Below are 25,381 nucleotides of genomic sequence, written 5' to 3' on the forward strand. Positions count from 1 at the left end.
AATGTACAAAGAGGTTACCGCTTCTCTCATGGGAACAACAGGAAAAATGCTGTTGGAAGGGATTAATCGGTATGAAAGCCCTTATTTGAACAGCATCAAAGAATGTACGGATATTATTGATACGTTAGATAGGGAAAACACAGGGGTTTTAGCTGATTTCTTCCACATGTCAATAGAAGAATCAAACATTTCAGAAAGCATTAAATATGCTGGAGACGCTATTAAACATGTCCATTTAGGTGACAATAACCGTCTGCTTCCTGGCCATGGAACCATTGACTGGCAGGCAGGTTTTAATGCGTTAAAAGAGGTTGGATATAATGGTTTTCTCAATTTGGAATGTAGTACCTGTGGAGATCCACCTAAAACATTGCCCGAGACTGCAATATTTTTAAAGAAAATGTTGAATTAGGGGATTTTGTGAAACGTGTTTTTGAAATCAGCAAACCATTTTTTGAAATTGGTCCTAAATACCATCAGTCCGGGGTATATACCCTATGGATTTCAAGATGCATCGCGGCGGCAAGGGAGCGAATCCCCGGGAGCATAGATAACTATGTGACCGGGGTGAGTGAGTGCAGCCAACAAAGAGGCAACTTGAAGGATAACGGGTATATAGCGACAGATATGACGCTGAATGATACAGAATAAAAATGAAGAATATAAAAAACTATTTTCTCCAGATCTTAATAGATCGAGAAAATAACCTTAAACTATTTCCCATAATACACAATAGATTATAAAAATTGAAAAGATGCTTGCAATATAACGTCTGTCTGATAGTGAAGTAAAACTAAGCTAAATATTTAAAAATTTTGAATTCTGAAAAAATATTTAATTGTAAGGTTTGAAATGAAACAGAATACGAGTGGTTTTTTAGAACGAATGGGTATACCCAGCACATTATCATGGGGATATTTGGGTATTTTGGCATTTATGATTGGTAATGGAATAGAAATAGGCTGGCTAAGCCCTTATCTGGTAGATAATGGATTAAGTATCCAGGACATTTCCACACTATTTAGTATTTATGGTATAAGTGTAGCTATATCTTCTTGGTTTGCTGGCGTATTTTTTGAGGCATTTGGGGCTAAACGAACCATGCTATTAGGCACAATTTTTTGTGTTGTTGGCACCACAGGTTTCGTCAGCCTAGGCTTAAAAGAAATATCATATCCACTTTTGTTGATAGCGCAAGCCATTAAAGGTTTCGGATATCCGCTATTTGCCTACTCATTTTCAGTGTGGATTGCCTATAGAAGTTCTGTTGTTAAACTCAGTACAGCATATGGATGGTTTTACTTTGTTTTTTCAGGTGGAATGCAAGTATTAGCTACTTTTTATGCGAGTTGGGCAGTAGAAGAATTAGGTCATATTAATACGTTATGGACAACACTGATATTTATTATTGTTGGAGCTTTTTTTGCTCTAGTTCTCAATCGCGATAACATTAAACCTCAAAGTAACAATAATACTCTTGGAAATATAAAGGAGGTTTTGAAGGGAATAACTATTCTTAAGGAACATCCAAAACTATTTATTTCTTGTATCCTTCGAATCATAAATTCACTTTCTCAATACGCGTTTCCTGTTTATTTACCGGTATATATGATTTCTCAGGGGTTTACTACAACTCAGTGGCTAAGCATTTGGGGAACTGCTTTTACGAGTAATATTCTATTTAATTTGGTCTGGGGTATAGCAGGAGACAAAATAGGTTATAAAAGGACGATTATTTGGTGTGGCGGGGTCCTGACTGGCGTTGCTTCATTGCTTCTGTTTTTTGCACCACAATTTGTTGGAGCAAATTATGCCATAGTACTCATATGTGGGATTTGCTGGGGAGCGGGTGTCGCAGGTTATATCCCATTGGATGCGATGTCCGCTAATATGGTAGAAAAAGACAAAGGGGCTGTCATGTCAGTACTGAATTTAGGGACGGGTTTATCTGTGGTGATTGGCCCTGCCATTGTTGGTTTATTTATAAATAGCCTGGGATCAAGTGGCGTCACTTGCATCGTTGCTACGCTTTATTTTTTCGGTGCTTTGATTACTAATTTTTTGGATGAACCTGAGAGAGTTTCTAAAACCATTATTCAACCCGACGCTATTACAATGAATAAGTTTCCAAACTCATAAATGAGTGTTCAATTGGTTACGCGTTCAAATTGTATATGGTTCTGAGTTCATAGACATTGGTAAGAAATTTTTTGCCCGTGTGTCTGTGATCACCCTTATTAATAACGGTTCTGGTGGAAAAGGTTTTGTTCACCGGAAATGAACACTGGTTCATGGAGCCAGTTTGAATCACTATCATAAATCAACGGGAGAAGTAAGCTGATATGATAACAACTCAAAACGACTGGCACCCAGCAGATATTATTGCTGAATTGCGTAAACGTGGCACAACACTTGCCGCATTATCACGGGAATCGGGACTGAATTCATCGACGTTATCAAATGCATTAATTCGCCCATGGCCTAAAGGAGAAAAGATTATTGCGGACAAGCTCGGAATAGATCCTTTAGTTATTTGGCCCAGTCGATATTTTGATAAAAATGGAAATCCCATTAAGCGAAATTTTCATAAACGATGAGGTTAATTATAATGATAAAAACTCTATCTATTCCTGATTCAAATTCAATATGATTATTCCAAGGTGTATATACCCAATAGATTTCAAGATGCATCGCGACGGCAAGGGAGCGAATCCCCGGGAGCATAGGTAACTATGTGACTGGGGTGAGTGAGTGCAGCCAACAAAGAAGCAACTTGAAAGATGACAGGTATATGTTTCATTAGAGCAATCTATGTATAACTCAGGTCTGGAAACTTCTTTATATGAGGTGATCTTTGAAAAAGCCGCTAAAGGATATTCAGAATCATTGTTGAACTTTATTTCATTGGCCTGTGATATAAATGAAGACGTTTATAGTGCTTTTGCCACACATGATGAGAAAAAGAACATTGATGTTGTGAATAACCCATAATTGATTAGAAAAACTTTCAAATATTTATTCGAGAGAATAGTAAGTATAATTTAAGCGTTACCTTTGTACTTTATTTATATGTTCTAATTAAGTCAGGTAGCGCTTTTTTTAAGCTGTTTTTCGTGCATATAAGTTTAGGGGCTGTCCTAAGTAACTGATCCTAATTAACCCGAATTCTGTTCAAGTCATCACTGGAAAATCGTCGACATCGCAGAAAATTTCTATTAATTTATCCATAGCCTGTTCCTCCCCGGAGCTGTTTCGGCGTGCACCAAAACATTGCTCCTGGAATAGGTTTCATGTCAATTTCTTATCCAGAATTTGGGTTAATTAAATATAGTCTCGTATTATGTGATTACATATTATTATATGTTGTTTTACACGAAATTATTTAAGTGGGATCAATTTGAATAAACTATTTTTCATTTTAAAACCCCCGCTGTTTTCTATTTTAAATATATTTTTTTTCATGTTTTTTTAATTTTGTTTAAAATATTTGATTGAGTCATTATTAAAGCACGCAATTCATAATCTGGCTATTGAGAAAAGTAGATCCTGATTTAATCATGTACCTAAAAGAAGTTATTCTGTTTGAAGTTATTTTCCAGGCATATTCGACTAAAAGTTTGTTTCAGATAGACAAAAATATCTCCTTGTCATCAACGATAATATGCTAATTCGAATCGATGCCAGGTTTGTGTATCGAATATGAGATTTTTACCGGCAAATTATACCCTATGGATTTCAAGGTGGATCGCGACGGCAAGGGAGCGAATCCCCGGGAGCATAGATAACTATGTGACCGGGGTGAGTGAGTGCAGCCAACAAAGAGGCAACTTGAAAGATGACGGGTATATTCAATCAAAAGTATATCTTTGTCATGAACAATAATACATGAGTTTGAACCCGTATTGAGCTTACATGTCGAATATTGGGTTAACTCCAGCAAATTAAGCACCACTGGCCCGATGCAGAGCAGTGAATATTTTCTTTAATGCATCGGGCCAGAAGATTACGTTTGTCTTGTGCGAAGCTGGCTCCTTCCAGATTATTTGATCACAGAAGCGTCGATCAAGGTGATACCACCGATAAGAGCCCAGGTGGTCCACGATGATGTGGTTGATGAAGTAGTTTGCCAGAGATGCCAGAGTGCCTTATCAAGGCCAAGCACAAAGACCTCAATCCGGCCGTCTGAATTCTTCGCTACCGTTGGGGCACTGGCAATAATGCCGGTAAATGAGCTCCAGTTAGACCACGGGCCGTTTTGGGAAGTTTGCCAGGTGCGCCAGAGCGTGTTATCAGCGCCGCGAGCAAAGACCTCAAGCCGGCCAGAGATATTCTTCACCGCCGCTGGGGCGCTAGTGATCACACCATCCAAGCATTGCCAGTTTGACCATGAAACGGAATCAGAGCCGATCTGTGAAATGTGTCGGAGTGTGTTATCAGCACCGCGAGCAAAGACTTCGAGCCGACCATCGCAGTTGCCGATGACCACTGGGTCGCTAGTGATTACACTTTTCAGTGACTGCCAATTTGACCATTGATCAGTGTGAGCAGCCGTTTGCCAAATGTGCCAAAGGGCATTATCGGCACCGCGAGCAAAGACTTCAATCCGACCATCGGCGTTGATATGTGCAGCCGGGTTACTGGTGAGCGTGCCACCCAGAGATTTCCAGTTTGACCACGAATTGGTATGGGCTGCGGTTTGCCAGATGTGCCATAGCGCGTTATCCGTGCCGCGAGCAAAGACCTCAAGTCGGCCGTCAGAGTTGAGACATACCTCAGGGTTGCTGGTTATACCTCCATACAGTGGCTGCCAGCTTGACCAGGTATTGGTATCAGCGGCGGTCTGCCAGTTGTGCCAGAGTGCATTATCCGTACTACGCACGAATACTTCCAATCGACCGTCTGAATTACGATGAACGGCGGGTTTGCTGGTTACTACTCCGTTAAACTTGTTCCAGCCGGCCCAAGAGGAGTTTGGGAGCGGTGCTGTTTGCCAATTGTGCCACACTGCGCTGTCAGTGCTTACACCGAAAACCTCAAGTCGATTATCGGCATTGTTTGCTACTGAGACAATTCCAGATAACGCTATCGCAGAGTTCTCGATTGCTACCTCACCTGCAACATATGCTTCGGTATTATCTGGATTTGGCATTTTAATAGGTTCTTTTTTCATATGTATATTCTCTTTAAAAATAATTTTTAGGATTCAGAAAATAATCATTTGATGAGAGAGGTATTCGTATTTATATATTGATGTTTTCACTAGTCTCCTATGTTCATTTATTAATGAAATAAACGGTGGATGTTTTTGTTTTGTTAATTATTGACCTGTAAAATGTTAATTAAATATAGTCTCTTATTATGTGATTACATGTTTTTATATATTTTTTTATACGAAATTATTTAAGTGGAATTAATTTTTCACAAACTGTTTTTCATTTTAAAGTCCCCGCTGGTTTCTATTTTAAATATATTTGTTTAATGTTTTTTTATTTTTTTAAAATATTTTATTGAATAATTATTAAAGCACATAATTCATAATCTGGCTATTGAGAAACGCAGAACCTGATTTAATCATGTACCTAAAAGAGGTTATTCTGTTTGCAGTTGTTTTCCAGGAATATTCGACTAATCGTCTGTTTCAAATAGACAAAAATATGTCCTTGTTATCAACTAATATGCTAATTCGAATTGATGCCAGGTTTGTGTATCGAATATCAGATTTTTACCGGCAAATTAAGTGCCACTGGCCCGATAAAGCGCAGTGAATATTTTCTTTAGCGTATCGGGCCAGAAGGTGACGTTCGTCTTGTGCAAAGCTGGATTCATTCCAGATTATTTGATTGCTGAAGCGTCGATTAAGCTGCCTTTGAGAGACACCCAAGCGGACCACGATGGTGTGGCTTGCCAGATGTTCCAGAGTGCGTTATCGGTGCCACGCGCAAAAACTTCAAGCCGACCATCGGCGTCTTCCACTGCCGTTGGCGCGCTGGTGATCGTTCCATTTAACGTGGCCCAGTTAGACCACGGACCGGAATGGGAAACTGTTTGCCAGATGTGGTAGAGCGCATTATTGGTGCCGCGTGCGAAAACTTCAAGCCGACCATCGGAATTCTTCACCACCGCAGGAGCACTGGTAATCACGCCATTCAACGAAGCCCAGTTGGACCACGGGCCGCCATGGGGAACGGTTTGCCAGATGTGGTAGAGTGCGTTATTGGAACCGCGCGCAAAGACTTCAAGCCGACCGTCAGCGGTGCCGATGACGACAGGATCGCTAGTGATGACACCACCGAGTGAGTCCCAACCTGACCACTGATTGGAATCAGGAGCGGTTTGCCAGATGTGCCAAAGTGCATTATCCGTACCACGCGCAAAGACCTCAAGCCGGCCGTCGGAGTTGATATGAACCGCCGGGTTGCTGGTGATCACGCCGTTCAAAGATTGCCAGCTAGACCACGGACCGGAATGAGCAGCAGTTTGTGAGATGTGCCAAAGTGCATTATCGGTGCCACGTGCAAAGACGTCGATCCGACCATCGGTGTTGACATATACCGCGGGGTTACTAGTAATTGTACCCCCTAAAGATTGCCAGTTTGACCAACCAGCATTGGTGGCGGTTTGCCAGATATGCCAGAGCGCATTATCGGTGCCACGTGCGAATACCTCTAGCCGACCGTCTGTATTGATATAAACGACAGGTTTGCTGGTTACCTTTCCATTAAGTGAGATCCAGCCGGTCCAGGAAGAGCCTGAGTGTGGTGCTGTTTGTCTGTTGTGCCACACGGCATTGTCAGTGCCCACACCGAAAACTTCGATCCGACCATCGGAGGTGTTTACCACTGAAACAATTTCAGACAAGGCGATTGCCGCGTTTTCGATTGCTACTTCACTTGCAACAAGTAGCTCGGCATTATCTGGCCTTGGTATATTAGTAGGTTCTTCTTGCATATATATCCTCGTTAGAAATAATTTTGCAGATTCACTAAATAGTCATTTAATAAGCGAGATGTTTAATTCTTTAAATTAATATTCTCACTTTTTCTCTTTATTTTTTGAAGAAATCATTAATGTTTTATTTGATGCTGATTAATGGTCCGTGAAGTATTAAGTGGATGTGATGCTACATTATAAAATCTCGTGTGTTTATATATATTTTTACATACAGCCATTCAAAAATAATAAATTATAAATAAATTATTTCCCTGTTTTAAGGTTTCCTTTTACTTATATTTGAAAAATATATTTTTATCATAAATAACGGGAATGAACTTGAGTGAATACCCGGCTTGTGTGTCGAATATTGGGATAACACCAGCAAATTAGGTAATACTGGCCTGATGCGGGGTAGTGAATGTTTTCTCTAATGCATCAGGCCAGAAAATGACGCAGAATCTGGTTTCCTCCAGATTATTTTATCGCTGAGGCGTCGATTAAGTTACCGCCAAGGGAGGTCCAAGTGGACCACGATGATGTAGTTTGCTGAATATGACAGAGTGCGTTATTCGCACCGCGTGCAAAAACTTCAAGCCAGCCGTCAGAATTCTTCGCCACTGTGGGAGCGCTGGTAATCACACCAGACAAAGAGGTCCATTCAGACCATGCATCCGATGTTGCCGTCTGCCAGATATGCCAGAGAGCGTTATCGGGGCCGCGCGCAAAGACCTCAAGCCGACCGTCGGCGTTGATATGCACAGCCGGGTCGCTGGTGATGATACCAGACAGTGACCGCCAGTTTGTCCAACCTGCATTAGGAGCGACCTGCCAGATGTGCCAGAGAGCATTATCGGAGCCGCGTGCAAAGACCTCAAGTCGACCATCAGAGTTGCTGATCACCACTGGATTGCTCGTTATCACACCACTCAGTGACTGCCAGTTTGTCCAAGGATAGGTATGAGAAGCCGTTTGCTTGATGTACCAGAGAGAGTAATCGTTGCTGCGTGCAAAGACCTCAGGCCGACCACTGGCGTTAACATATACTGTTGGATCACTGGTGAGCACGCCATTTAGTGACTGCCAATTAGACCACGGACCGGCATGGGGAGCGGTTTGCCAGATGTGCCAGAGAGCATTATCGGCACCGCGTGCAAAGACCTCAAGTCGGCCATCGGAGTTGATATATACCACTGGATTGCTGGTGATCTGACCACCTAAAGATTGCCAGCCTGACCAACCAGCACCGGGGACGGTCTGCCAGTTATGCCATAACGCATTATCTGTGCCACGTACGAATACTTCCAATCTGCCGTCTGAGTTAATGTGAACGGCGGGTTTGCTGGTCGCTCCTTCATTCAGTGAGTGCCAGCCAGACCAGGAAGATCCGGTATTAGGTACCGTTTGCCAGTTGTGCCACACAGCATTGTTGGTGCCTACACCGAAAACCTCAAGCCGACCATCGGCGTTATTTGCCGCCGAGATAACGCCGGATAACGCGGTCCAAGAGATTTCATTGGATATTTCTATTTCGTCTGAAATAGATGATTTGGTATTATCTGGCCCTGATGTATTAATAGATTCTTTTTTCATAATATATATCCTCTTTAGGTATCATTTTTTAGACTCACTAAATAGTCATTTAATAAACAGTGTATTTAATTTCACATTAATACTTCCGATTGCATTCTGTGTATTTTTATTCATAAAATGAATAAATGATATTTTATTTTGTGTTAAACTTTAATTATTAATTTATTGGGTTTAATTTTATATTATGGATGTCTATGTTTTGGATATGTATTTTCAAATACGAACATCTAAAAAACATTAATTATATATAAACTGTTTTCTTATTTTAAAGTTTTCTTTGCTTTCTATTTTAAGTCTGTTTTTTTACGGTTATATTTGTTTTTTTATTCAAAATATCTGATGATCGTTATTAAAGTACAAAATTCGTCATCTGGCTATTGGATTAATTCCAGCACATTAGGTAATACTGGCCTGATGCAGAGTAGTGAATGTTTTCTCTAATGCATCAGGCCGGAAAGTTGTGCTCGCTTTGTGCGAAGCTAGATTATTTGATTGCTCAAGTGCTGATTAAGGAGCCATTAAGGGATAACCAAGGGGACCACGATGGTGATGTGGTTTGCCTGATATTCCAGAGTGCATGATCGGAGCCAAGTACAAAAACTTCCAGCAGGCCATCGGCGTCTTGCGCCACAGTTGGTGCGCTGATGATATTGCCGTTCAATGAGGCCCAGCTCGACCACGGGCCGGAATGAGAAACAGTTTGCCAGATGTGCCAGAGTGCGTTATCGGCACCGCATACAAAGACTTCTAGCCGGTTGTCCCAATTCCTCGCTACAGTTGGTGCGCTGATGATATTGCCGTTCAACGAGACCCAGCCTGACCACGGACCGGAATGGGGAACAGTTTGCCAATTGTGCCAAAGTGCGTTATCGGAACCACGCACAAAGACTTCCAGTCGACCATCAACGGTGCCAATAACCGCAGGGTCGCTACTAATTGAGCCGTTGAGTGACTCCCAATTTGACCACAGGTTGGAATCAGGGGCGGTTTGAGAGATGTGCCAAAGTGCGTTATCGGAGCCACGTACAAAGACTTCAAGCCGACCGTCGGAGTTGATATGGACGGCTGGGTTGCCGATGATGTTGCCATTCAAAGATTGCCAGCTTGACCACGGATTGGAATGAGCGGCAGTTTGAGAGAGGTGCCAAAGTGCATTATCGGAGCCACGTACAAAGACTTCGAGTCGACCATCGGTGTTGACATAGACCGCTGGGTTACTAGCAATTGAACCCCCTAAAGATTGCCAGCCTGACCAACCGAGATTGGGAGCAATCTGCCAGTTATGCCATAACGCATTATCGGAGCCACGGACGAATACTTCCAATCGATCGTCTGTATTGACATAAACGGCGGGTTTGCTGGTCACGTTGCCATTAAGTGAGAGCCAGCCGGACCAGGGAGAGTTTGAGTATGGTGTTAATTGCCAATTGTGCCACACAGCATGGTCAGAACCTACACCGAAAACTTCGAGTCGACCGTCGGAGGTGTTTGCCACTGAGACAATTTCAGACAACCCGGTTGCAGTGCTCTCGATTTCTACCTCATCTTTTTTAACATATGATTCGGTATTATCTGGATTTGATGTATTAATAGATTCTTGTTGCATATATGTATCCTCGTTAGAAATAATTTCTTTTGCTCACTAAATAGTTATTTAATAAGTGAGATATTTAATTCTGTGAATTAATATTCTCACTTTTATTTTTAGAGAAATAATGAATGTTCTATTTGATACTGGTTTATGAACAGGAAAGTGTCAAATAAATATGATATTACATTATAAAACTACCTGTGTTTATATATTCACATGCATTTATTCAAAAATAATAAATTATAGATGAAATGTTTTCCTATTTTAAAATGTATTTTTATCATAATTGTTCTAGTTTTATTATAATTATCTGATAACCAAGCGGTTACTTTGTTAGAGATTACTTTCTAGATAATTCAATTAAAAGTCTATTTCAGATGGATAAAACTATATGTTTATCGTTAATAAAATACGAGAATGTCAGGTTTACATATCGAATATTGGGATAACACCAGAAAATTGAAGTATTGCTGGCCTGATGCAGAGTAGTGAATGCTTTCTCTAATGCACCGGGCCAGAAAATTACGTATATGTTGTTCGAATTTGGCTCCTTTCAGATTATTTGATTGCTGAGGCGTCGATTAATGTTCCCCCTAGGGAGGCCCAAGAGGACCATGATGATGGACTCGTCCTCTTGATGTTCCAGAGTGCGTTATCGGTGGCGCGTACAAAGACTTCAATATAGCCATTAGCGTTTTCCACGACATCTGGGCCGCTGGAAAGTCCACCACCCAATGAGCCCCAGTTGGACCATGAACCGGAATGGGTATCATTTTGCCAGATGTGCCAGAGTGCGTTATCGATGGCACGTGCAAAGACGACAAGCCGATTGTCGAAGTATTTTATTACCGCTGGTGCGCTGGTGATAGTACCACCCAATGAGGCCCAATTAGACCACTGACTAGAATTGGGGGCCGTTTGCCAGATATGCCAGAGTGCATTATCGACAGCACGCACAAAAACCTCTAGTCGGCCATCGACAGTGCGGGCTACCACTGGGTCACTGGAGAGAACGCCACCCAAAGAGTGCCAGCCTGACCAATAACCGGAATGGGGAGCGGTTTGCCAGATGTGCCAAAGTGCGTTATCGGCCCCGCGGGCAAAGACTTCAAGCCGACCATCGGCATTGATATGGACGGCTGGGTTACTGGTGATCACGTGGCCCAGAGAATACCAGCTTGACCACGGATTAGAGTGGGGAGCGGTTTGCCAAATGTGCCAGAGTGTATTATCGAGGCCGCGGGCGAAGACCTCAAGCCGACCATCGGCGTTGATATATACCGCAGGGTTACTGGTGAGCGCTCCGCCTAAAGATTGCCAGCCTGACCAACTAGCGTTGGGTGTGGTTTGCCAGTTATGCCATAACGCGTTATCTGAGCCACGTACGAATACTTCTAATCGACCGTCTGAATTGAGATAAGCGGCGGGTTTGCTGGTCACACTTCCACCGAGTGAGCTCCAGCCGGTCCAGGAAGCGCCTGTATGTGTCGTTTGCCCATTGCGCCACACTGCATTATCGCCACCTACACCGAAAACCTCGATCCGACCATCAGAGGTGTTCGCCACTGAGACAATGCCAGACGCCGCGATGGTAGGGTTTTCGATTTCAACCTCATTTGCATCAGATGATTCGGTATTATCTGGATTTGATGTTTTAATCGGTTCTTTTTTCATATATATATCCTCGTTAAAAATAATTTTTTAGATTAACCAAAAAGTCATTTAATAATTAATGTCTTAATTCTTTAAAATTAATCTTTTCATTTATGTTCTTATTTTTCTTAAAAAATAATGGCTAATAAATAACTTTTCAAAATAGTAGAACACTTGGAGGGAACTCAGTCCAATTTTTGCAATCTGATCAATTGTAGATAATCCCAAACCACTAAACGGACTGAGTTATGCCTATCATAGCACCTATACCCCGCAATGAACGACGCCAGATGAAAAAAATTATCCAGAACACCCGAGATAAAGATTATGCTCGCAGGCTCATGGCCATATTGATGCTGCATCGAGGCGAGTCTGTCTCTCTGGTCGCCAAAACCCTTTGCGCCAGTCGTTCTTCTGTCTATCGCTGGATAAACTGGTTGACTTTATATGGTCTGGAAGGACTCAAAAGCCTGCCTGTGGGCAGACCCGCTGTCTGGAATTTAATCCCGCTTTATCCTTTACTGTCTTTTTTATTGCAATATTCTCCCCAGCAATTGGGCTGCCTGCGTTCTCGCTGGAGTCTTGAGTTTTTTATAATTAAAATCAATGAATTATTAAACATAAAATTATCCATCAGTACCTTCTATCGTTACTTACATAAAATGGGTATCGTGTGGCGAAGGGCAGCCCCGACGCTTAAATTACCCGATCCCGAGTACCATGAAAAAATGGCGAAAATTACCGAGGCATTGTCAACGTGTTCAGAAAAACATCCCGTTTTTTATGAAGATGAAGTCGACATCGAGCTGAATCCAAAAATCGGGGCTGACTGGTATTTAAAAGGGCAACAGAAACGTATAGTGACACCAGGAAAAAACCAAAAACATTATTTTGCAGGTTGCCTGAATGTTCAAACGGGAAAAGTGACTTATGCTGACGGGTTAAATAAGAATTCTCAGTTATTTATCAATGTATTGGAAGAACTTGAACGCCAGTATTGTCATGCTGAAACCCTCACTTTGATTTTGGATAATTACAGTATCCATAAAAGCCGACGGGTCAGAGATTGGCTGGCTTGTCATCCTAAATTTAATCTGTTGTTTTTACCTGTTTATTCACCCTGGCTGAATAAAATTGAGCGTCTGTGGCAATCCTTACATGAAACGGTGACACGAAATCATGGCTGTCAGTATATGTGGCAATTGCTTGAGAAAGTGAAAACGTTTTTAAATTCATGTCCCTACAGGAATAGCAGAGAATAAAAAGAGTGAGTGTATTATAATTATGAAAAGTTATTTATTTTATTTGAAATTAATTTATGAAATTAATTTATGAAATTAAGTTATCGATAAGGTATGATTGTATATTATAAATCTCTATAGGCTGATATATATTTTTACATACAATCATTTAAAAACAATTAATTACATGTAAACTATTTCATTATTTTAAAGTTTCATTTAATTTCTATTTTAAATATATTTTGAAAGTTGCATTAATTCCAGAAAAATAAGGGAAAATAATTTATATCGCTTTCATCCTCGCCCTTTTACCAGAAAGTGGCATATCATGGATATGCCACCAGCTTAACGAATGAATTTAAAAATAAGTTGTGATACCGGCACGAAACGTTCTGCCCGGTGAAGGGATATAGCCGAGGCTAAGAGGTTGGATATAATATTTGTCGAACACATTATCCACACCGAGCTCAAATTCGACATGCTTATTTATACGGGCAGTCAGAGAGATATCGGCTACAGTTGCAGGCCGCCAAATAATGGGTGCCAACAGAGGAGCAGAACCGCGTCTTGGTTTTCCTGCTGGTACAGATCTTTGTCCATAATGGGAAACTCTGGCGTTGACAGATACATTGTCATTTAAAAATCGCTGTGTCAGATCGAGTGATACCGCATATTTAGGCGGAATATGATTAGTTGCATAATCCGAAGGGAGACTACGTGCGATGCACCCGTCATTTTCCGTACAGAATTTGACTTTTGTGTAGTAATTCATCGATAAACGCGCATCAAAGTGATCGCTATGGTAAACACTTGCCAATTCCAATCCGGCAAATTTAGCCTCTTTAATATTACTGATGTACATACTCCAGTAATCATCCATCCATGACCGGCTGATATAGTCCTTCACCCGGTTATCAAAGTAGGATATTGCGATATCGAAGCTATCATTTTGAGCAATGATATCCGGGAAGCGTGATGTCAGCCCGACTTCGATATTTTTTGAAATTTCAGGTTTTATATGATCGTCTACATTCATCATGTAGCCACGAATACCTTCAACCATTGATGGAAAACGTGGGGCGTAGGCATATTTGGCATGCAGTGCTGTTTCATGATTAAGTTCAAGCTTAGTGCCTACCCAATAGCCATGAGCATGGTCTCGCTTATTGTTGACTTTCCCAGAAGTGAGTTGTGGTAACCAAGAGCTACCCGGACGAGCTGGACTGTCATCTTCGATCTGATAGGATTTGTAATCCCATCCGCCCATTAGGGTCAGGCGGTCGGCAAGCATATAGTTCCCGCTCAGGAAAAAATGGCCTTCTTTACGTTCTCCTTCCCGATTAACGGCATATTTCCATTTACCTGCGCTTGGGCCAGTGCGTTCACGAATAAAGCTGGCACCGTAGTTCAACTCAATATCTTGCATTGAAAGATCAAATAATGAGGTGTTGCTCAAATTCACCCCGACTGTGCGCATGAATTTTTTATCACCGAGGGTATTATTTGCGGTTCGAGGGCGATCGTTAACCCGTGTTTGCCATACTCCGATATCCAAATTAATCCAGGGATTTGACGCAGGTTCCCATTTATAGTTGAGGCTGTGCCTGTTCATGTTGAGCCGTGTCAGTGGCCCCTGTTCCAAGATCATAAATGTTTGGCTCAGGTTTGCCATATCCGCGACATAGGATTCCCCGTAGAGATTTTGGTAATGGCTAATGATAGCCGAGATTTCATGACCATCGCCAAAACGAACTTTTCCTTTACCCAGTAATGACTGGCTATCTTCGGAAGTGTTAGGTACGGCATCTCCCATTGCGTACAGCGAATAACCGGCCATCTGTTCACTGAATTGTGGAATGCGGCAATCTTGTGGATCACTCTCACACAAATAGCCTGGCATGCCACGCTCCTTAGCGCCCGGTCCGTGTTTGCCAGAGTGGTAATTACCCCGCTTGCGCTGAGAAACACCAAACAGCAATTCATAGGAAGGTTCGGCAATCGCGAAAACAATACTCCCGGTGCGATTTTTAGCATCGAAAAGAGAGGTTTTTGATGGGGAAGGCCAGTCATTGCGTTGATAATCGTCAGGATTAGAATGGTTGTTCAACAGACTTCCTTTCAGGCGCACTCCTGCCTTTTGTCCATCGAGGAGGATATCACTGGCTTCAATGGTTTTTATCTCCACCGTTCCCCCAATAGCTCCCATACCGCCTTTTCCTGTCGGGCCTTTACTGATATCTACCCGGCCAATGAAATCGGGATCGATAAAGGAACGGTTGGAGACACCCTGATAGCCGCGGTAAAGCGCGGTCTGGTTAGATGCGCCATCAACAGTGGTTAGGACTCGGCCTTGTCCTTGCAAGCCTCGGATATTCACATCCAGGCTGCCTGAACTACGCGCTTCGCCGGATAATACCCCCGGTGTGATTTTGAAAATATCAACGGGGTGGATCACGCCGAATTTTTCGATATCTTTGCCTTTGATGGTGGTACTGCCGAACCGCAATGGTTCATTACCTGAATACCCGCGATTGCCAGCTACCGTAAGAGGATTTAGTACGATTACACCTTTGTTGGTCATCTTCTTTGTCATTTTTACTAGCGTGTAGCTGCCATCGGTACGTTGGGACAGTTGTAAATGACTGCCTGTGAGCAGTTGTACTAAACCTTGATGAGCGCTGAAACTACCGTTTAATGAAGGTGCTGTGAGTCCGTTGGTTAAATTCGGATCGAAGGAGAGCGCTGTCCCGGTTTGAGCCGCAAAGTGGGACAACGAATTGCCTAATGAACCTGGTGGAATATGAACGGAATAGAGTGTATCTGCTGGTGTGGTGGCGTAAAGGGAACGAGTCGGTAGCAGTATTAATGGTAATAACAGTGCGACTAAAGACTTTTTCTGCCAACGTGGTTGTGAATCTTGGCAGTCAACAGGATATGGCATAGTAAGTTTTTGATATAGCATAGTAAGTTCTCCATAACTTTTTCAGCTTCTTTTATTTCTATGCCGTATGAGATTGAAAAAAGTGTCAGTAAAAATGATTATTTTTATTAACTGGGTGAGGTGAGTGTAATCCAATAGCGGGTCAGGCGGCGTATTGAGAGCGGATAGGTTTGTAATAGCATATGCAGTGCCAGATCCGTATCCCGTAGGGGAAAAGCACCAGAAACCCGCAGATGAGCTACTGCATCATCGCAACGGATGATGCCGGAACGATAGCGATTCAGTTCAGTAACCACCGTTGCCAGCGGCAAGTTATCGGCTACCATCATGCCTTGTAACCAGCTTAGAGATGTTATTGAACGGGTATGTTGTGGGGCAACGGTAAATTGAGTGAAATGGGTTGCTTCTCCAGCATGCAGTATGTGTGGTAAACCGTTATCTGGCGTAATGCGAACCGCTCCTTCTACTATTTCCACCTGAGCGTGTGAGGCTTGTTGGCGGACGCTGAATTTTGTGCCCAATGCCACAATAACGCCTTGTTTGGTTTGTACTTTAAATGGGCGAGCTGGATGGCGGTTATCTTTATGGGTTTCAATATAGATTTCCCCTAGCTTTAGACTAATAAGCCGTTGGGTATCATCATAATGAACATCTGTTGAGCTTTGTGTATTTAAAGTGAGTTGGCTGTTATCCGGTAATGACCAGTGCTGGATTTGCCCCGTTTGGGTGTGATAATCGCCAGTGAGAAGCTGAAATTGATCAGATCGCCAAAAGAGTGATGATGCGCCAGCCGGTATTAACAACATAAGTGTAAGCTTTCTGATGGCTTCTCGACGGGAAAGGGGCTGTTTGTTATTTAACAGAGGTGAGGCGATATGCGGTGGTAAATGGTGTAACCGTGCTAACAGACACTGTGCGTGTTCCCAGGCTTGAGCATGTTCTGGACTTTGTGCACACCAGGCAGCGCAGGCATTCCGATCAGCTTCGCTGGCATGGCTATCATGTAAAATGGTCAACCATTCTGCGGCTTCGGCAAGTATCTTTTCAGAAGGTGTACTTGATAAAGACGATGTATCAGAGGAAGCCATACCAAGCCCTCTTATGCCATCGCTATCAGGCATTGATAAAAGCCTTGTTTCATATAACGTTTTACTGTGGACAGCGAAATATTCATCTGATTTGCAATATCTTCGTATTTCATGCCTTCTATCTGGGAAAGTAAAAAGACCGTTTGCACTGGCGTGGGGAGTTGGCTGAGCATAATATCAATTTCCTGAAGTGTTTCGAGGATGATAAGTTTTTGCTCTGGTGCGGGAATAAGCGGTTCAGGCAGACTGACGAGTAAATCCAGATAAGACTGTTCAAGTGAGCGGCGACGATACCAGTTAACCATCAACCCCTTAGCAATGGTGACAATGTAGGCACGGGGTTCATTAAGTTGCTGTGGTAAAGGTGAACGAAGTAATTTAACAAAAGTATCTTGAGTCAGGTCTGCGGCAGTTTCATCGCAGTTAAGGCGATGCTTAAGCCAACGAAATAACCAATCATGATTGTGGACGTACATCCACTGGATCTGTTGAGTGTCTAAAACATTAACGGTCATTTTCATGCTATGCTATCAATGTAAATGCAAATCATTATCACTTTTGGTATGTTACAGGTAATTGCTTTCCGTTACCAATAAATAATGGATACGAACCCGCTGATCAAATGCATTTTTATTTACTATAAATAAAATTAATGAATTAATTTGTCGTTTTGATCATGATTGACAGGGCTAAATTATAAGGATTTTAAACAGAGATCGAGAATTTAAACTAAACATTCCTTTATAGTGCTATAGAATATGAGTAGTACTTCAAGGAAATTAAAATGACGATTAAGGCGTTAATGACGTATATTTTAAGGTTAAATCAATGGAGAAACTGATTATTATTTATGGTCTATACCCTATGGATTTCAAGATGCATCGCGACGGCAAAGGAGTGAATCCCCGGGAGCATAGGTAACTATGTGACCGGGGTGAGCGAGTGCAACCAACAAAGAAGCAACTTGAAAGATAACGGGTATAATTGATTTGATCTCTTGTTCATCCTCTATTGAGTTTTACTGTTAGCCGAGTATTTAAGGTGTTGAGAATATCTGAATAGTTATTTTTTTTAATAGTTTCAAATTGAATTTAATATTAAAAATATTTTCACAAGGGAAAATTTTAAATCATTTTAGATTTAGGGGTATACCCAATAGATTTCAAGATGCATCGCGACGGAAAGGGAGCGAATCCCCGAGAGCATAGATAACTATGTGACCGGGGTGAGAGAGTGCAGCCAACAAAGGGGCAACTTGAAAGATGACGGATATAAAGTAATATAATGTTGGGTTTATTGATGAGTGCCTAATATATCATGCAATTATCTTTTAATATTGATGTAATGTAGGCAGTTGGAATAATAAATTTGACATTCAAAAATAGCAAAATTCAGATATATAGCTATAATAGATGGTTATATATACGATAATTACAGTGGTTAATATATTAAAAGCTTAAGTGAACGAGGAATAAAATGGAAGGTACTTTAATTATTTGTGTTGATTCGATTCTGAGATTTCGTTCAGATTACGATACGACAATCGCTGTGCCGATGTTATCAGTTCAGGAACAGTTAGGTAAAAATGATCCGTTCTTTTTCTTGAAATATTTCAGAAATAAGGTCCTAATAGAAAAAGGAGTAACAATATCAAATATATTTCTCGCGATAGAACCGTGGCAGGCTATGCTAAGCACTTGGTTGGAAATTGATATTTCTGCTTACATTGCAGAGATTAGAAAGCCTTCTCAAGAAGAACCGATATTTGATTGGATCAGCATTCAGAGAATCACGTCGGTTCATCGGGTATATCAGCGAAAAGATATGAAAGATAATGAAAAACTGTCTGAATATTTTAATCGTGAACATACGCCGACAAAATATTTTAATATTGAATCAGTTTGTATGGCATCGGGTTATAGGAAAGGCGATAAAGAGCATTACAGTATCAGTGAATATATCCATGAAATTAAAAATATTCCAGTCATTGCCAGTGACAGGCAAATATTAATTGGCTATGATGATAATAATACGGATATTTTGAATGATAAATGTTTTGGTATATATGATAATAGAAATATCAAATATATACAGGGAACAACCTCGTTTGCGTTTTATGAATTGATGGAAGCTATTTTTAATGATGGCTTATTCTACAATTCACCGCAAACAGCTTGTCATAGCTTAGAAATGATAAAAGAGATGTTGGAAATTATAGATCGCGGAAATATGAATCACGAAAAGGATAATAAAGAATGTATTCTTCAACAAGAAAATAATAGTGGGAATATTAATGGAGGTAATAATGACAGAGAATTAAATGTTGAGTTTTATGATGGTGCTTTTGATCCGCTAATAGAACATATAGAAACAGAGAGGGAGTATTGGAATTATATAAAATTATTATGTCATTCGTATGGTCATTTGCCAGTAAGAATTGGTACGATTAATGAGGCTAAAGTTCCTGAATATCGCTTCTATAACAATATTATAGATGATGAAAGTTAGCTTTTATGGATGAGCTATATTTCATCATCAAGTATTAAAGTGCCAATAGATATTATATTTTGTTGGTTAAGTTGTTTATTTTACTTTTTATTTTGATTTCTTGGGTTTTTCATATCTGTGACCAAGTGGCATTGAATGATGAAATTTACGTTTTAGGGGATGGAAGCGATGCTTTAGTGTTTTACTTTTTCATGTATTGTGTTGGCGAAAATATGAAGTAATGGAAGTAAATATGTGTGGTGATATATATCTTATAAAGTATAATTTCTTAGAAAATACGCGTTACCTTTTGACGGAGGTTTGAAAATATTTTAACTGTCATCAATCTGGGTGTATACCCTATGGATTTCAAGATGGATCGCGACGGCAAGGGAGCGAATCCCCGGGAGCATAGATAACGATGTGACCGGGGTGAGAGAGTACAGCCAACAAAGAGGCAACTTGAAGGATAACGGGTATATAGCGTTTTAACATCGTGTTTAATAGGAAGGTAATAATGCCGAAATTAATTTATTACGTCGCTACGACAATAGATGGTTATATTGCTAATAAAAACAATGGGCTGGATTGGTTATATGAATTTGTGCTTGGGGATGATGCAACACCTTATGATGATTTTTATCGAGGTATTGGTGCTGTGATTATGGGAGCACAAACATACGAATGGATAATGACAAATTCACCGGATGATTGGCCATACAAAAATGTTCCGGCCTTCGTTCTTTCTCATAGGGCGCTGTCAACGCCTGAAGGGTTGAATATCATCATAACCAATGAAACAGTAAGAGTTATTGCTGCCAAGGCGAAGAAAATGGCTAATGGTAAAGATGTCTGGTTAGTTGGGGGAGGTAAAACCGCTGCGTATTTTGCTGAGGCTGGTGAATTACAACAAATATTCTTAACCACGATTCCGGTATTTTTAGGTGCGGGCATTGAGGTTTTTCCTGTGAGTGAAAAAGTCCATGTCATACCTAAGACGCAACGTTTTTTACGTAGCGGCGCTATTGAAAGTTTGCTGGATGTTGATGCTCCTACCCCTACCCCGTAAATAAGATTGCTGCTGTCATGTTCATCTGTCCTGTTTTTAGCTAAACAGGTTCAACACTACAGTCAAATGGATTGCCCACATTAATTGCGCCATAATCGCGCCATATTAGTGGCACAAAAGTGGCGCGATTATCTGAATTGCGCCATAATCGCGCCATGTTCTTACTGGGATCTGTTGTTCGCCATGAGTTTAATGACTGATATTTATGAAACTTTGTGTATTGCATCACAACCTATGTCTGTTTCGGATTTATTGGTGGAGCATCCCTCCGTTCCTAGAAGGACTGTTCAACGTTGGCTGGGGCGACTTGTTGAAAATAAGAAAGTACAGATATTGGGTGAAGGTCGAAATCGCCGCTATGTTATCGCTACGGAGGAAACATCAGATTCAGTAGCGGATAGATCGGATAATTTCCCGAGCTATATTCCACTGTCTGAAGATAGCCAGGATATTCTTCGTTATATTGATCAACCCATCAAAGCGAGGACGCCTGTCGGTTATCAGCGAGAGTTTCTGGAATCATATGAGCCGAATGTCACTTATTATCTGTCGGTTCCAATTCGTAATCAGCTTTGGCGAATTGGAGATACGAAACAAATCTCACAGCCAGCGGGAACCTATGGTAGAGCTATCTTGGATCGTTTGCTCATTGATTTATCGTGGGCTTCAAGTTATTTGGAAGGAAACACTTACAGTCGATTGGATACGGTGAAGTTGATTGAATATGGAAAAATTGCGGTAGGAAAAAACGCGATTGAAACTCAAATGATCCTAAACCATAAAGCCGCTATTGAATTACTTGTCGATGGTATTGAGGAACTTGATTTTAATCGATATACCGTTCTCAATTTACACAGTACATTATCTGAAAATTTATTATCTAATCCTGTCTATGAAGGACGTATCCGTCAACATCAAGTTGAAATAGGAAAAAGTGTTTTCAGACCTTTATCGGGTGAGGCCCATATCAGTGAAATTTTGGATTCGTTGCTCGGGAAAGCACGAGCTATATCAGATCCATTTGAGCAATCCTTTTTTATGATGATCCATTTGCCGTATTTACAGCCTTTTGCTGATGTCAATAAACGAACTTCCCGCCTGGCAGCTAATTTACCGTTGATTCGTTCAAATCTATGTCCGTTAACTTTTGTCGATGTACCGGAAGAGGCATATAGCCGTGCAATGCTTGGTATTTATGAAATGACCCGAGTTGAATTACTACGAGATCTTTATCTATGGGCTTATGAGCGTTCTGCCCGAGAATATTTGGCTGTCACGCAGGGAATAACCACACCAGATCCGTTAAGATTACAATATCGAAATGTGATTAAGCAGATCGTTTATCGGGTAGTTGCCACGCCAGAGATGGATTCAATTGACGTGATAGATAAATTAATTTCTGATGAATTAAGTCAATCTGAACGTGACACGTTAAAGGCATTAGTTATTGAGGAATTACGGCGATTACATGAAGGTGTGTTGGCAAGGTATGGTCTCCGACCTTTGCAATTTGAAAAATGGAAGCGAAAACACCGATAGTCTTTGTATTGACGCTATTGAATGGCTGCATGGTCATAAAAAATTTCCGGATTAATTACGTCATTATCTTAGATAAGCGATTAATTAGCTCTTTTGTTATGCCGCCGCATTAGGGATTAAACCTATGCAGATAAGAATTAAAAGCGATTTGTGGAATAATTGTAATTGACATCGCTAAACACCCATCAGTACTTTCATCTTACCTTGGCCTGACATCATATACGCAGGGTTATCAGTGTAAATGAACCTTTGGTAAAACGGGTATGGACCTTACATGTAATTATCTTTATTTATCATATAGATGAGTATAGGTTGGCTACCCGGTCAAACGGTTCCTTGGCACTACGATGTTACTTTAATTCTGGCTTAATGCTCAGAGATAGGCCAAAAATTCGTCTGTTTAGATAGTGAGTTTTTATACAGAATTATCCTAAAAAAACAGAAACTAGTATTTTTATGATCTAAATTTTCGCATTATGTTCTAAAAATAGGTAAAAGAGATGTTCAAGTAAGGATTTTAGATGGAAATGCCAATTTATTTTCAATACTGGGGTAAGGCGAAGCGAGTCTTAGAGATTGATAGTGCCGATTATCATCTACTTCCTTACCATTGTTTAGATGTTGCTGCGGTAGGAATGCAGTTACTCTCTTTAGAAAGATCGTTAACTAGAGATCTTGCTAGCTTTTTAGCGTTATCTACGCAGCAGTTACGAAGCATGGTCTCTTTTATATTGGCTTTGCACGATATTGGTAAATTTGCCTCTGCTTTTCAAAAATTACTTCCCGGTTTGGCAGTCGGTCTGCATCGACCAGATTGCCCCAAAGAGTATGATGGCCGTTATTTTTGTCATGATCGTATAGGGTTGTATTTCTGGGAAAATATCAAAGCAGAGTTACTTAATAGACTCGTTAATATTGAAGGTGCTGAGCACAGAGAACAGCGAGAGATGTTTGATACCTTAATGGTATTCATTGATTGTGTATTAGGACATCACGGCCGGCCAATTGATAAAACAGGCTATAGAGCGATTAAACATTTTACTGAACCTCATAATTTTAATGCTGCCGCCCTCTTTGCACATCATTTGGTTGAATTATTTCAACCTGAGTTTCCCATTGAAAAATTACAATCCAAAGAGTGGCGAAGGCGACTGGAACAAGTGAGCTGGCAGTTTGCTGGTATTGCAATATTGGCGGATTGGATTGGTTCTGATAGCCATTATTTTACGTATCAATCTAAACCTATGCCGTTAACAGATTATTGGAAACATGCTCAAGCAATGGCAAAAAAAGCGGTTATGGCGATAAATTTAGGGAGACCGCCGGTAGTCAAGCCGTTTATTTCTATTCAGGAATATTACGGTTTTGCTGCAACACCATTGCAACAGTGGGCCGAATCAATACCTGTAGATGATTCTCCTCAGCTATTTATTTTAGAAGATGTTACTGGAGCGGGTAAAACAGAAGCGGCGCTTGCTCTTACACATCGTTTGATGCAGGCAAAAGCCGCTGATGGTTTTTATTTCGGTTTGCCTACAATAGCGTCTTCTAATGCAATATTTAGCCGGATTGCTCAACATTACCAGCAAATGCTCTTGACAGAGGATGACAGTAAACCAAATATCGTTTTAGCTCATGGTACGTGGGGGATGAATAATCAATTTCATGAACCCGTTTTAGCGTTAGGTCATCCAGATAGAAACGATGGTAAAACAGATATCGCTGCTTCAGCGCAGTGTAATCAATGGTTAGCTGACCCACGTAAGCAGGCACTGTTAGCGCCTGCCGGAATCGGAGCGATTGATCAGGCTTTATTGGCTGTATTACCAAGGCGCTATCAATCATTAAGATTATTTGGGCTTAATCGTAAAGTATTAATCGTTGATGAGGTTCATGCGGCTGATGAATTTATGTTTAATTTACTGGAAAATTTATTAGCGCTGCATCTTTATCAGGGCGGTTCAGCTGTTTTATTGACAGCAACATTGACCTTTAAACAGCGTCAACGTTTAACGGATATTTGGCTAAATGTTGGCGGGTTGAGTTCTCAATTATTGCAAAAAAATGATTTTCCTTTAGCAACCAAAATAAGTTTAAATGCCATATTGCCCGTTATTGAACAACCGTTATCAAGCCGAAAAGATGTTAGCCGGGAAATCAAAGTTGATTTCTTAAATAGCGTTGGCAGTTGTGTTGAAAAGGTATTAGCCGCCATTGTACAAGGGCAATGTGTCGTTTGGATACGAAATACAGTAGATGATGCTATTGAGGCTTATCAGACACTGCGAAGTTTACTTACTGAACCTGAGCGTTGTCTGTTATTTCATAGCCAGTTTATATTGCAACACCGAAAAGAGATTGAAGATCATGTATTGACTATTTTTGATAAAAATAGTCATGGTGAATTGCGGCGGGGCAAAGCATTAATTACCACACAGATATTCCAGGCGAGTTTAGATACTGATGCCGATGTCATGATTTCAGATCTTTGCCCTATTGATGATCTCATTCAGCGAGCCGGGCGCTTGCATCGCCATACTCGCGATAGTGATGGTATTTATCGATGGGGTATTAAAGATTCACGTCCTACACCCATATTGTTTATCCATGCGCCTGAATGGCGGGAGCAACCTGGATCAGATTGGCTAAGCCATAATTTTCGTAACACACAATATGTTTATCGCTCGCCTGTACGTTTGTGGTTAACCATGCGCATATTGAGAAAACTGGGTGCTATACGTATGCCTGCGGAAACACGCCAATTAATTGATGCGGTTTATGGTCATGCTTATGAGCAAGCACCGGAAGTGTTAAAGTATCAAGAGAATGAATTAATTGATGAGGAGCGAAGTCAGGCAGCTAAAGCTAAGTCTTATTGGTTACAGTGGCAATTATATGGTTATTGTGATCGAAGTGCTGATCATTGGTATGAGGATGATTCAGATATTAATGCTCGCTACAGTGATATTGAAACTGTTGAGGTATTATTATTGAAAAAAGGGGATTCAGGACAACTTGTACCTTGGGTAAATTCAGCCGAATTTTCAGTGTCACTGAGTACGATTAAATTATCCAGAAATAAGTATGCGGATAAATTAGCCCCAATTCCAACAAAATTAATACCTGCTCTCAATGCATTGCAACAGAGATATTACCAAGTTAGATATTTGCAACCTTGGTTGCCAGATCAAGATCCGAATTTTACTTATTCTTCAACAATAGGCTTTTGTGAAAGATAAAAGCAGGAGG

General features: G+C 40.9%; 18 protein-coding genes. 10 read left to right on the forward strand and 8 right to left on the reverse strand.

What is annotated here, in order from left to right; translation table 11 throughout:
* The first annotated feature begins 1 nt into the window (after position 1).
* The 5 genes from PluTT01m_RS03755 (at position 2) to PluTT01m_RS03770 (ending at position 2,991) form a co-directional block, all read left to right on the forward strand.
* Positions 2-412: a sugar phosphate isomerase/epimerase family protein gene (locus PluTT01m_RS03755; protein ID WP_049789734.1), complete on the forward strand. Its 411-nt coding sequence runs from the start codon at positions 2-4 to the stop codon at positions 410-412.
* An 8-nt stretch (positions 413-420) separates the two neighbouring features.
* Positions 421-651 (forward strand): hypothetical protein, encoded by a 231-nt coding sequence (locus PluTT01m_RS26810; RefSeq protein WP_041379918.1) that lies wholly within the window; start codon positions 421-423, stop codon positions 649-651.
* 201 nt (positions 652-852) lie between these two features.
* Positions 853-2,139 (forward strand): MFS transporter, encoded by a 1,287-nt coding sequence (locus PluTT01m_RS03760; RefSeq protein ID WP_011145103.1) that lies wholly within the window; start codon positions 853-855, stop codon positions 2,137-2,139.
* A gap of 203 nt (positions 2,140-2,342) precedes the next feature.
* Entirely contained in the window at positions 2,343-2,597 is a 255-nt protein-coding gene (locus tag PluTT01m_RS03765; RefSeq protein WP_011145104.1) for a helix-turn-helix domain-containing protein, read from the forward strand.
* A gap of 214 nt (positions 2,598-2,811) precedes the next feature.
* Positions 2,812-2,991, forward strand: coding sequence for a hypothetical protein (locus tag PluTT01m_RS03770; protein ID WP_011145105.1), 180 nt, complete (start codon positions 2,812-2,814; stop codon positions 2,989-2,991).
* A 1,048-nt stretch (positions 2,992-4,039) separates the two neighbouring features.
* On the opposite strand, the gene PluTT01m_RS03775 is transcribed toward PluTT01m_RS03770, so the two are convergent.
* From PluTT01m_RS03775 to PluTT01m_RS03795, 5 genes are all read right to left on the reverse strand, one after another.
* Positions 4,040-5,170, reverse strand: a complete 1,131-nt coding sequence (locus PluTT01m_RS03775; RefSeq protein ID WP_011145107.1) for a PLL family lectin — start codon at positions 5,168-5,170, stop codon at positions 4,040-4,042.
* A 662-nt stretch (positions 5,171-5,832) separates the two neighbouring features.
* A complete protein-coding gene (locus PluTT01m_RS03780) occupies positions 5,833-6,948 on the reverse strand; it encodes a PLL family lectin (protein ID WP_011145109.1) in 1,116 nt (371 codons plus the stop codon).
* 459 nt (positions 6,949-7,407) lie between these two features.
* Positions 7,408-8,523 (reverse strand): PLL family lectin, encoded by a 1,116-nt coding sequence (locus PluTT01m_RS03785; RefSeq protein ID WP_011145110.1) that lies wholly within the window; start codon positions 8,521-8,523, stop codon positions 7,408-7,410.
* A gap of 496 nt (positions 8,524-9,019) precedes the next feature.
* Entirely contained in the window at positions 9,020-10,129 is a 1,110-nt protein-coding gene (locus tag PluTT01m_RS03790) for a PLL family lectin (RefSeq protein WP_011145111.1), read from the reverse strand.
* Between the two features lie 543 nt (positions 10,130-10,672).
* Positions 10,673-11,788 (reverse strand): PLL family lectin, encoded by a 1,116-nt coding sequence (locus PluTT01m_RS03795; protein WP_011145112.1) that lies wholly within the window; start codon positions 11,786-11,788, stop codon positions 10,673-10,675.
* A gap of 227 nt (positions 11,789-12,015) precedes the next feature.
* Between PluTT01m_RS03795 and PluTT01m_RS03800 the strand changes: the two genes are divergently transcribed.
* On the forward strand, positions 12,016-13,029 hold the full coding sequence (locus tag PluTT01m_RS03800; RefSeq protein WP_011144854.1) for an IS630-like element ISPlu10 family transposase: 1,014 nt from the start codon (positions 12,016-12,018) through the stop codon (positions 13,027-13,029).
* Between the two features lie 337 nt (positions 13,030-13,366).
* On the opposite strand, the gene PluTT01m_RS03805 is transcribed toward PluTT01m_RS03800, so the two are convergent.
* The 3 genes from PluTT01m_RS03805 to PluTT01m_RS03815 form a co-directional block, all read right to left on the reverse strand.
* A complete protein-coding gene (locus PluTT01m_RS03805; protein WP_011145113.1) occupies positions 13,367-15,970 on the reverse strand; it encodes a TonB-dependent receptor in 2,604 nt (867 codons plus the stop codon).
* Positions 15,971-16,056: 86 nt separating this feature from the next.
* On the reverse strand, positions 16,057-17,070 hold the full coding sequence (locus tag PluTT01m_RS03810; RefSeq protein ID WP_011145114.1) for a FecR domain-containing protein: 1,014 nt from the start codon (positions 17,068-17,070) through the stop codon (positions 16,057-16,059).
* Positions 17,049-17,558 (reverse strand): sigma-70 family RNA polymerase sigma factor, encoded by a 510-nt coding sequence (locus tag PluTT01m_RS03815; protein WP_011145115.1) that lies wholly within the window; start codon positions 17,556-17,558, stop codon positions 17,049-17,051. The genes PluTT01m_RS03810 and PluTT01m_RS03815 overlap by 22 nt, the downstream gene beginning before the upstream one ends.
* Before the next feature lie 955 nt (positions 17,559-18,513).
* Here PluTT01m_RS03815 and PluTT01m_RS03820 point away from each other — a divergent pair.
* From PluTT01m_RS03820 to PluTT01m_RS03835, 4 genes are all read left to right on the forward strand, one after another.
* Positions 18,514-19,545, forward strand: a complete 1,032-nt coding sequence (locus PluTT01m_RS03820; protein WP_011145116.1) for a hypothetical protein — start codon at positions 18,514-18,516, stop codon at positions 19,543-19,545.
* A gap of 496 nt (positions 19,546-20,041) precedes the next feature.
* Positions 20,042-20,593, forward strand: a complete 552-nt coding sequence (locus PluTT01m_RS03825) for a dihydrofolate reductase family protein (RefSeq protein WP_011145117.1) — start codon at positions 20,042-20,044, stop codon at positions 20,591-20,593.
* 192 nt (positions 20,594-20,785) lie between these two features.
* Positions 20,786-22,132 (forward strand): Fic family protein, encoded by a 1,347-nt coding sequence (locus tag PluTT01m_RS03830; RefSeq protein WP_228957000.1) that lies wholly within the window; start codon positions 20,786-20,788, stop codon positions 22,130-22,132.
* 521 nt (positions 22,133-22,653) lie between these two features.
* Positions 22,654-25,371, forward strand: a complete 2,718-nt coding sequence (locus PluTT01m_RS03835; RefSeq protein ID WP_011145119.1) for a CRISPR-associated helicase/endonuclease Cas3 — start codon at positions 22,654-22,656, stop codon at positions 25,369-25,371.
* Positions 25,372-25,381 lie beyond the last annotated feature (10 nt).

It is taken from the genome of Photorhabdus laumondii subsp. laumondii (genome assembly GCF_003343245.1).
GTDB lineage: Bacteria > Pseudomonadota > Gammaproteobacteria > Enterobacterales > Enterobacteriaceae > Photorhabdus > Photorhabdus laumondii.